Consider the following 10,342-nt stretch of genomic DNA (forward strand, 5'->3'; position numbering starts at 1 on the left):
AATCACCTTTCTTTTTCATCGTCCATCGTCTTGTTAAAACCAAGTTGAAATAAACTGGTTACGTGAATGTACTAAATTCATAAGTTGTTTGGCTGACACGTTCTTGTCCAGGGCGCAATGTGATCGAGCCAAACTCCGGGAAATGAACGATATCTGGTATTTCTTGGGGTTCGATCGCTAAGCCAAAATGAGAATGCATGTGTTGACCGTTGATCTGTAAATCTGCATCGAACCCAGTTGTAGAAAATAATACCATACTTTTGTTCGTAGTTGCTATATTCATTTGGCGACCGGAAGCTTCTTCTGATAAAGTTAAGCTATTTTTGGTGAGTTTAGGCGTATTTAATAAAAAAACATCATCAAGTCCCGAAGGATACTTGGCTAAAATCTCTGTCAGTGTATTCGGTTCTTGAAAGTTGATCGGTAAGTCCGCTTTGTCTAGTGTTTCCCCTGTAGGTAATTTGTCATGATCCAAAAGTAACAAGCTATCTAATTGGATCTGGAGTTGATGGGAATCAATATCGCGTTTTCCATCTCCAGATAGATTGAAATATGCGTGATTTGTCGGGTTGCAAATCGTTTCTACTACACTGTTGGCTTTAGTGATCATGACTAATTTATTACCTTCTAATTGATAGGTCACAGTTGCGGTGATTGGTCCAGGATAACCTGAAAATGTATCGTTTAAATAAAAGACGACACCCACTGCTTGTGGCGATTTGAATACTTCTACTTCCCAAAACTGAAAGGACCAGCCGTTTGTTCCGCCATGGATATGATGGTTGCCATTATTTTTTTCTAGTTGGTGAGGTCCCCATTCGCCGTTTCTGATCCTACCTGCCACTGGACCAACAGTTGCACCGAAAAAACTTTGATCAGATAAAACATCTTGGAGATTGTCGTAAGAGAGTAAGATATTTTCCATATGCCCAGATCTATCCGCTGTGAATATTTGATGCAAGCGAGCGCCATAATTGAGAAGAACGACTTCTAGTTCGTCGTTCTTCAATGTGATTTTTTTGAGATTGGTTTGTTTGATAGGGAGGACAGAGATGCTTGGTTCAGACATCTTTGCGCCAAACGTGTTGTAGATAGTCGAGTGTTAACGAAGACGTATCAGCGACGATCGGAATGTCCTCCCCAAGATCTTCCTTGCGTCCAACTCCAACAGGATAGGCACCGCTTGCGATGATCGCTTGGATGCCAGCTTTTGCATCTTCAATACCTAAACAATCAGTTGCCTCTAATCCGATTTCTTTGGCTGCTAATAAAAAGATATCAGGGGCGGGTTTCCCGCTTGCTACTTTGCTAGGATCAGCAATTGCATCAAAGTAATCCGTCAATTGCATTTTATCTAGTAACAATGGTCCGTTTTTACTAGCAGAAGCTAAGGCGATCTTGATACCAGCTTCCTTTAATTCTGTTAATAAGGGAACGATACCCGAGAATACGTCTGCTGGCGTGATTTCTTGGATCATTTCTAGATAATACTCATTTTTACGTTTAGCTAAAGCAGCAAATTCTTCGTTTGAGAAGTCATTTTCTTTCTTGCCATAAGCAAGAAGCAGGGTTAATGAATCTTCTCGGCTGACACCTTTTAATTGTTCGTTGAAGTTTCGGTCGATTGAAATCCCGATTTCTTCACCAAGTTTTTTCCAGGCGCGATAATGGAATTCTGCTGTGTCGGTGATGACACCGTCTAAATCGAATAGAACACCTTTAAACATGTGCATCGTCCTTTCTTAATGGAATCGTCAGTTGATCTGTCAGTTCGTGTGTTTGTCCATACACCGTCAATTCTAGTGCCTCGCCATTCAGTAATGTAAAGGTGACTTGTTCATCAGAAACAGCGATGAAAATCAAGCGACCGCGGTAATTGATATGGAAAGAATAGGCATTCCATGTGTTTGGTAAAAATGGTGCGAAAGATAATTCGCCATGAGCAGTTTTCATTTGTGCAAAACCTTGGACGATCGCTAACCAACTACCTGTCATTGACGTGATATGCAATCCATCTTCTGTATCGTTGTTGTAGTTATCTAAATCTAAACGAGCGGTACGTTGATACATTTCGACTGCTTTTTCTTCCAAGCCAAGTTCAGCAGCTAAAATCGCATGGATACTTGGAGAAAGAGAAGATTCGTGAACGGTCATCGGCTCATAGAAATCAAAGTTCCGTTGTTTTTCTTCTTTTGTAAATTCTTCATTGAAGAAATAGATGCCTTGTAACACATCCGCTTGTTTAATGAAGCAAGAACGCAAGATCTTATCCCAAGACCATTTTTGGTTCAATGGCAATTCGCTAAGTGGTAGATCAGAAACCGGCATCAAATCTTTGTCGAGGAATGTATCATGTTGGACAAAAATTCCTTGTTCCTCATTGATCGGGTAGTACATGTTTTCAACAATATCTGCCCATTTTGCTAATTCTTCTTCGCTGATTTCAATTGTCGCTTCTTCTTTGAACGCTAAATAGTTTTCGCGAGTATAGCGAAGGACCCATGCAGCGATCGTGTTGGTATACCAGTTGTTATTGATATTGTTTTCGTATTCGTTCGGACCAGTCACGCCGTGGATCATATACTTATTTTGACGTTTGGAGTAATGGACACGATCCGCCCAGAAACGAGCGATTTCCGCCAATACTTCAAGTCCTTCCTTTTTCAGATAAGACGTATCGCCAGTATAATTTGTATAATTGTAGATCGCGTAAGCAATCGCGCCGTTACGATGGATTTCTTCAAAGGTGATTTCCCACTCATTGTGGCACTCGACACCTGTAAAGGTCACCATTGGATAAAGTGCGCCTTTCAATCCTTGTTGTTGGGCATTGTGGATTGCTTGTGGTAACTGATTATGACGGTATTTCAATAAATTTTTTGTGACTTCTGGGTCAGCTAATGCTAGATATAATGGCACAGCGTAAGCTTCTGTATCCCAGTACGTCGCACCGCCGTATTTTTCACCAGTAAATCCTTTTGGTCCGATGTTCAAGCGTTCGTCTTCTCCATAATAAGTAGAGAACAATTGGAAAAGATTGAAACGGATCCCTTGTTGCGCTTCGTCGTCACCTTCGATAACTACATCAGCCAATTCCCAACGTTTTGCCCAAGCGGTTGTTTGTTCTTCTTTGGCTTCATCATAATGGGTAGTTAACTGATTGAATTCATCCATAAGTGTTGCGACTTGTTGTGCTTCGGGGATATCACGACTTGTCAAAATCAAGACTTCTTTATCTACGACCACAGGTTCGTTTTGTGTTAGATCATAAGAGAATACACCCTGTAACGCTAATGTTTGCTCTTCAAATAGAGGTGTCGTTTCTTTGCCATTGATAAAATGGCGCATCCCAGCAGTGACAGTGAATTGTTCAATGTCAAATGCATTAGGGATGGTCTTCGTTGTCAAATAACCGATCGAGTCTTTTGTGCCACGGTCGATCTGATTCCAGAAATGCTCATCGTAGTTACTATCTTCATTTTGGACATTTCCATCGAGTTTCGAAACAAATTTTACAGTGGCAGAACCGGCAATCAACTCAACCTTTACACGGATATAGGCCGCTTCGCTTTTAACGATACTCAAGAAACGTTCAAATGAGAAACGGACTTTGTTTGTGGCTGTTGTAATCGTAAACTGACGAGATAAGACCCCGTTTTTCATATCTAATTCCCAAGAGAAATCTTCTGGGTCTAGTGAAGCTAAGTCAATCAGTTGGTCGTTGATGTAAATATCCATTGCAATAAAGTTGACTGCATTGATGACTTTTCCAAAGTATTCAGGATACCCGTTTTTCCACCAACCTACACGAGTTTTGTCAGGGTACCAGATACCGGCTAAATAAGTGCCTTGATGATGATCGCCAGAGTAAGTTTCTTCGAAGTTGCCACGCATTCCCATGTAGCCGTTTCCAATACTTGTCAATGACTCTTGTAAACGCAAGTTTTCTTTATCTAATGTTGTCGTGCTGATTTTCCAAGGGTCGATTTGGAATAAGCGTTTGATTTGTTTCATGATTCTCCTCCTAATGTTTCATTTCTTAGGTTTATAATAAACGCAACCGGTTGCGTCAGTCAATAGCAAACTGCTAAATACTCAATCTTTTTTATTGGCGAACACTGCGTAAGAGAATAGAAAGCGTAATCCTCCTAGTATTTGTATGAAGCTCTTATTGTATTAGATGCGTCATGCTTTTCGATAAAAAAATAAATAAAATAAAAATAAAGCATTTACAAAAAAAGAAATTACCTCTATAATACGGATTAACGAAACCGATTGCGTAAAGGAGAGATAGAAATTGAAAAAAATATTTAGTTTTGATTTTTGGCAGAAATTTGGAAAGGCTTTAATGGTCGTTGTAGCAGTTATGCCAGCTGCTGGTTTAATGATCAGTATCGGGAAATCGATTCCTTTGATCAACCCAGATATGGCTGCCCTTGTCACTACTGGTGGCGTTCTTGAAAGTATTGGTTGGGCAATTATTGGAAACTTGCATTTATTATTTGCGTTAGCAATAGGTGGTAGTTGGGCAAAAGAACGGGCAGGCGGTGCATTCGCTGCCGGAATCTCGTTTGTTTTGATCAATCGGATCACAGGAGCGATTTTCGGGGTCACAACAGAGATGTTAGCAAACGAAGATGCCTTCACACATACGTTGTTCGGCACACGGATCATGGTCAAAGGATTCTTTACGAGTGTTTTAGAAGCTCCTGCATTGAACATGGGAGTATTCGTAGGGATCATCGCTGGGTTCGTCGGAGCGATGGCTTATAACAAATACTATAACTACCGTAAATTACCAGATGCACTTTCTTTCTTTAACGGTAAACGATTTGTTCCTTTTGTAGTGATCCTTTGGTCAACGATCGTAGCTCTTATTTTGGCAGCAGTCTGGCCAGCCATTCAAGCAGGAATCAACAACTTTGGATTATGGATTGCACAATCGCAAGATAGCGCACCAATTTTAGCACCATTTTTATATGGAACGTTAGAACGTTTATTACTACCTTTTGGGTTGCACCACATGTTGACGATTCCAATCAACTATACGCAATTAGGTGGAACATATGAGATTTTATCTGGCGCACAAGCCGGTACACAAGTATTTGGTCAAGATCCATTATGGTTAGCTTGGGCGACTGACTTAGTGAACTTACGAGGTGCAGGAGACATGGCGCAATATGAATTCGTCTTGAACAATTGGACACCTGCGCGTTTCAAAGTCGGTCAAATGATTGGTTCTTCTGGTATTTTGATGGGGATTGCACTTGCAATGTATCGCAATGTCGACCCAGACAAAAAAGCAAAATACAAATCCATGTATTTCTCAGCTGCTTTAGCTGTCTTTTTAACAGGGGTAACGGAACCACTAGAGTTTATGTTTATGTTTGCGGCAGTTCCACTGTATGCGATCTATGCAGTCATTCAAGGAGCAGCTTTTGCGATGGCGGATATCTTACCGTTGCGTGTCCACTCTTTCGGGAATATCGAATTATTGACGCGAACACCATTAGGGATCAAAGCAGGGCTTGGTGGCGATTTGATCAACTTCGTCATCTGTGTCATTCTCTTTGGCGTAGTGACTTATTTCTTAGCGAATTTCTTGATCAAGAAATTCAACTTTGCGACACCAGGACGTAACGGGAACTATGACAATGATAGTGAAGAAACAACCACTGGCACGACAGCAGGAGCTGCGGATCAACAAGTTATCCAAATCATCCATTTATTAGGTGGAAAAGAAAATATCAAAGACGTAGATGCTTGTATGACACGGTTACGTATAACAGTGGCGGATCGAGGTAGAGTTGGTTCAGAAGATGCGTGGAAACGTGCTGGCGCGATGGGCTTGATCGTCAAAGACAATGGTGTCCAAGCAGTCTATGGACCAAAAGCAGATGTGTTAAAATCAGATATTGAAGATTTATTGCAATCAGGCGCAGACATCCCTGAACCGCAAGTCAAAGAAGTCGTGATGGAAAAAGAAACGACGACAGCAGCATTAGGAATCGAAAAAGAATTGTACGCAGTAGCCAAAGGAGAAGTGATTGCTTTAGCAGCGGTCAATGATCCAGTATTCTCACAAAAAATGATGGGCGATGGTTTTGCTGTCATTCCTGAAACAGATACGATCACTGCTCCAGTAGCTGGTAGAATCGTCAGCGTATTCCCAACGAAACACGCCATCGGCATGGAAACAGCAGAAGGTGCGGAAGTGTTGATCCATATGGGAATCGATACTGTCCAAATGGCAGAACCCGCATTTGAAGTTTCTGTCAAAGAAGGACAAGAAGTCACACCGGGTATGCCGATTGCACGCATGGATCTTGCAAAAGTCAAAGAACAAGGAAAAGATACAACGATCATGGTTGTTTTCACTGATGATAAAGTGAAAGAAATTGCGATCACCACCCTTGGTTCTGTTGAAATGGGTACAGAAATCGGTAAAATCAAGTTATAATAGATAAAAGAAGTGATCAGAGATTGTGACGAAAAAGCGAGACGATTGAGGAAAAGATTTCTTCAAAGATCAGCGCTGACGTAGCGGTCTCTGATTTTTATGTAAAATGGAAGAGAGGTTCCAAAATTGAAAGTAATGACGTTGAATACCCATAGTTGGTTGGAAGCAGAACCAATAACTAAACTTCAGGACCTTGCAGACAAGATTTTAGCTGAGCGCTATGATGTGATTGCTTTGCAAGAGGTCAATCAACTACTTGAAACGGATATCGTAAATGAACAAGAGCTAGGCGGTTTTTGTCCAGTAACGAATCAGACCCCGATCCACAAAGATAATTTCGCTTATTGCTTGATCCAACGACTAGCAGAAGCAGGCGAACCTTATTTTTGGAGTTGGGAAATGAGTCATATTGGTTATGACAAGTATGAAGAAGGGAATGCCATTTTATCAAAGGCTCCTCTGACTAGTCGGGCATACTTAGTGTCTGAAACCAAAGAAAAAGAAAACTACCGTACCCGCATGATCCTTGTTGCAGAAACAGTCCTTGATAATCAACCACTCGTTGTCGCAAGCTGTCATTTCTCTTGGTGGTCAGATACAGAAACTGGCTTTGCCTACGAGTGGCAATTCTTACAGAAAGAACTCTTAACTTATCAAATACCTTGCTTGTTGATGGGTGATTTTAATAATCCAGTAGGTGAGGAAGGGTATCACTTAGTGGCAGACAACCAATTGAACATCAAAGATTCATATGTTTTAGCCGAACAAAAATCTGAAGAAGCCACGATCGAGAAAAAAATCGATGGCTGGGAAGACAATACAGAAGCACTGCGGATCGATTATATTTTCGTTCCGACGGAGAGTAAAGTCAGTACGTATACGCGCGTCTTTGATGGGACGAATGGTCCGATTGTTAGTGATCATTTTGGAGTGTCTGTGGAAATGGAGCTATAAGATAGGTGCTTTTTGCCGTAGTTGGATTCACTCAAATAAGTTTGATGAGGAGAAAGATTGGATTGATCAAGATAAAGCGAACGAATAAGAGCTGACAAGTCTTAGGATTTTTCATACCCACTTACTTACGTTTCATATAACGATTAACCAAGAGAATGTCTGCTGAGAATGGATAAATTATCTACTCTCAAATTTTAAAAATAAGCGAGGCTATGACAGTCAATCTGTCATAGCCTCGCTTATTCTTATACATATATGATAGATGTTACGTATAATCTAAAAAAATGATAGTCTAGCTGATTTTCACATTTTTTTCTTTCCTAAAATTAAACTTTTGTGAAAGATAGATGCCTAAAAAGGATAGCCAACCGGCAATAGTCGCAGCAACAACGAAGTAGAAATAGACTGGAAGGTCATAATAGAGAATGATTTCGTTGATGCCATTATGCTGCTTGACGATCGGTGTACCGATATCGGTCAATTCAAAATCCGTCAATTTCTGTCCATTTTGCATCAAGACGGTGCGATCATAAACAATGACTGGTACATGAACAGTTGGTTCACCAGTGTTTTTCCATTTGATGCTCAACCGACCATCAGGATGGGATTTGATAAACGTTGTTTCATTTTCCAGGATTTCTTCATTGTAGCGATCGTATTTATTCGCTGTCGTTTGTTTATAGATCGGCAAATAGTCTGGTGTTGTCTTTTGGAAAACGAATAAACTTTTGGACATATCACGACTATAGAAAGTTTTTCTTGCTTCATCAGGTGTATCGAACAAATACGTATGACGACTGACGAAGGTTTCATCTTCCCATTTATCGAGGTGACGGTATAAGTTTTGGATGGTTTGAACAGAACTGATCAAGATCAGTAAGGTCGCAGCTATCCGTAACCATGTTTTGTTTTCCCAACGATTGGCGACGATCGCAAAGTAAAGTAAGAAAAGCAAGGTAAATGGAACAAAGAAACGAAACGGAAACTGGATCAAGCTAATAAATGGCACTTCGTTTTCAACTAATGTATTCCAAGGGATCAGGCTGGTTGAAAGTAAGAAGAACACAACGCTTGTGCGCAACAAAAGCTTTGGAAACAGTTCTTCTCTTTTTCGGAACAATAAGAAAAATAAAAATCCAGCAAATAAAACGACAGGTAGGATTTTCGGATAATTCAACCAGTAACTTCCCTCAAGATTGATTGATTTCTCTGTCATTCGTCGATTGACGAATGGTGGAAGAATCTCATTTCCACTGTAAACCAAAGCCATACCTACCCAGATGTTTGCCGTTAGGATAAAGTAAAGCAAAATTGATTTCCCTAACTGTAAAAGAGCTTTTCCCTTGTTGGTTTGTGTGAAGAAATAATACCCATAAAAAGGAATATACATCAGCACTAACATCACAGAAGATAGCAGATGGATCTGTGTCATCAATGCAATCGCCGCAGTTACTTTGAGGACAGGGAATTTTTTATGCACGATGAAATCAACGAGCGGGATCATACATAAAGGATAAAATACTGTTCCCCAGCTCGTAAAACCTTGATTAACAGCCCAATATTGGATCGAATAGGTCGTCATGAACAAGACTGAAACCGGTACACTTACCCATTCACGTACTTTTACATAACGCAGCAAAGTCAACATGGACCAACCTGCGATAAGGAAGAGGATAAAATTCGATAAGATCTGGTAATGATACCAACTTCTAGCAACGAGTACGATCAACCCTTGAAAATATGAGAATAAGGGACCGTAGATCGCATTGACGATCCGACCGCTTTGTTGAAAGCCATACATCGATGGGAAGTAGTGTAAGTCTCCGTGAATAATTTGTTGGGCTGCATCATAAAAACGATTGTAATGAAATGGCGCATCAGCCCCGATGATCAATTTGTGTGATAAGATATTCGGCAATACGAAAATAATTGCGAAAATAAAAATCAAAAAATATGGTCTATATTTTTTCAACTGTTTGGCTCCTTTTCATATAATAACTAAACTTATCATAAAGGTTAATGAAAAGAGAGGCAAGGAATTAGAAAAAATTTGAAAATAACATGAAATTATTTATGTAAATCATAAAGAAATCAATTGGAAAAGTTAAATGACCACATTTATTTACAATAAAATAAAAGGTAGAAACAAAAGCCTCCGTTTATAATGATCAAAAAGCCACTGGTCTTCATCAATTGAAGGAGTGGCTTTCGATTCTATACGAGTGAGATAGAGTGATTATTTATTGATGCGACGGTAGTTTTCGTCGAAGTAACGACCTTCACGAATGTCTTTTGGCATTCCTTCATAAGGTTCTTCGCTGATGACATCTTCATTATCAACACCCGCATCACCCATATAAGTAATTGTCGCAAATTCTGGTACGACTAGTTTTGGATATGTTTCATATTTTTCACGAGCAGCTTCCATTTCAGGAATATGTTCGTTTTGGAAAGTGACTGTGATCTCTGGATGTTCTTCGACCCATTTAGGGAAGAAAATCGTACCATGGAGTTTTTTCTCATTTGGCATAAAGTCTAAAGCAACGTCTGTACCAGTTGGTTCAGTCCAAGTGATTTTAAAAACACCATCTGTTAATTTTACGATATCTGCTTCTTGATCTTTGACCCAACGTCCTTTGACCATTCCGCCATGAATGCGATAGTCAACGGTGTGGTCATTTTTTGCATACCATTCATATTCCCAACCATTGTCATACGTATAGATAAAGTGAGTTCCGATAAAATCTTCTAAGTTTTTGAATTGTTTCATGTAAAGCATCTCCCTTTAAATTAAAACATGTAATAATTTACATGTTTTTGATTACGTGATTATGATAGAATGAATTTGAGAGAATGTCAAGGAGGAAATTTTGATGGCTAGAAAAAATACATTACGCTATATATTATTGTATTATTTGTCAAATTAAG

At 39.8% G+C, this 10,342-nt stretch carries 7 protein-coding genes; 2 read left to right on the plus strand and 5 right to left on the minus strand.

Annotated elements, in window-relative coordinates; all coding sequences use genetic code 11:
• Nucleotides 1–58 precede the first annotated feature (58 nt).
• Genes CUS89_RS15485 through CUS89_RS15495 form a run of 3 tightly spaced genes read right to left on the minus strand, consistent with a single transcriptional unit; the run spans nucleotide 59 to nucleotide 4,014 of the window.
• The gene (locus CUS89_RS15485; protein WP_104872760.1) at nucleotides 59–1,069 is read right to left on the minus strand and encodes an aldose epimerase family protein; all 1,011 of its coding nucleotides are present in this window, start codon (nucleotides 1,067–1,069) and stop codon (nucleotides 59–61) included.
• Nucleotides 1,062–1,727, minus strand: a complete 666-nt coding sequence (gene pgmB / locus CUS89_RS15490) for a beta-phosphoglucomutase (protein ID WP_104872761.1) — start codon at nucleotides 1,725–1,727, stop codon at nucleotides 1,062–1,064. The genes CUS89_RS15485 and pgmB overlap by 8 nt, the downstream gene beginning before the upstream one ends.
• Nucleotides 1,720–4,014, minus strand: coding sequence for a glycoside hydrolase family 65 protein (locus CUS89_RS15495; protein WP_104872762.1), 2,295 nt, complete (start codon nucleotides 4,012–4,014; stop codon nucleotides 1,720–1,722). Before CUS89_RS15495 ends, pgmB begins: the two co-directional genes overlap by 8 nt.
• A gap of 283 nt (nucleotides 4,015–4,297) precedes the next feature.
• On the opposite strand from CUS89_RS15495, the gene CUS89_RS15500 reads away from it, so the two are divergent.
• Both CUS89_RS15500 and CUS89_RS15505 read left to right on the plus strand, forming a co-directional pair.
• Entirely contained in the window at nucleotides 4,298–6,460 is a 2,163-nt protein-coding gene (locus CUS89_RS15500; RefSeq protein ID WP_104872763.1) for a PTS transporter subunit IIBC, read from the plus strand.
• Between the two features lie 126 nt (nucleotides 6,461–6,586).
• Nucleotides 6,587–7,414 (plus strand): endonuclease/exonuclease/phosphatase family protein, encoded by an 828-nt coding sequence (locus CUS89_RS15505; protein WP_104872764.1) that lies wholly within the window; start codon nucleotides 6,587–6,589, stop codon nucleotides 7,412–7,414.
• Nucleotides 7,415–7,706: 292 nt separating this feature from the next.
• Here the strand turns inward: CUS89_RS15505 and CUS89_RS15510 are convergent, their stop codons facing one another.
• Nucleotides 7,707–9,386, minus strand: coding sequence for a hypothetical protein (locus tag CUS89_RS15510; protein WP_104872765.1), 1,680 nt, complete (start codon nucleotides 9,384–9,386; stop codon nucleotides 7,707–7,709).
• 264 nt (nucleotides 9,387–9,650) lie between these two features.
• A complete protein-coding gene (locus tag CUS89_RS15515; RefSeq protein WP_104872766.1) occupies nucleotides 9,651–10,184 on the minus strand; it encodes a phenolic acid decarboxylase in 534 nt (177 codons plus the stop codon).
• Between the last annotated feature and the right edge of the window lie 158 nt (nucleotides 10,185–10,342).

Source organism: Enterococcus mundtii (assembly GCF_002947535.1).
GTDB classification, from domain to species: Bacteria; Bacillota; Bacilli; order Lactobacillales; family Enterococcaceae; genus Enterococcus_B; species Enterococcus_B mundtii_B.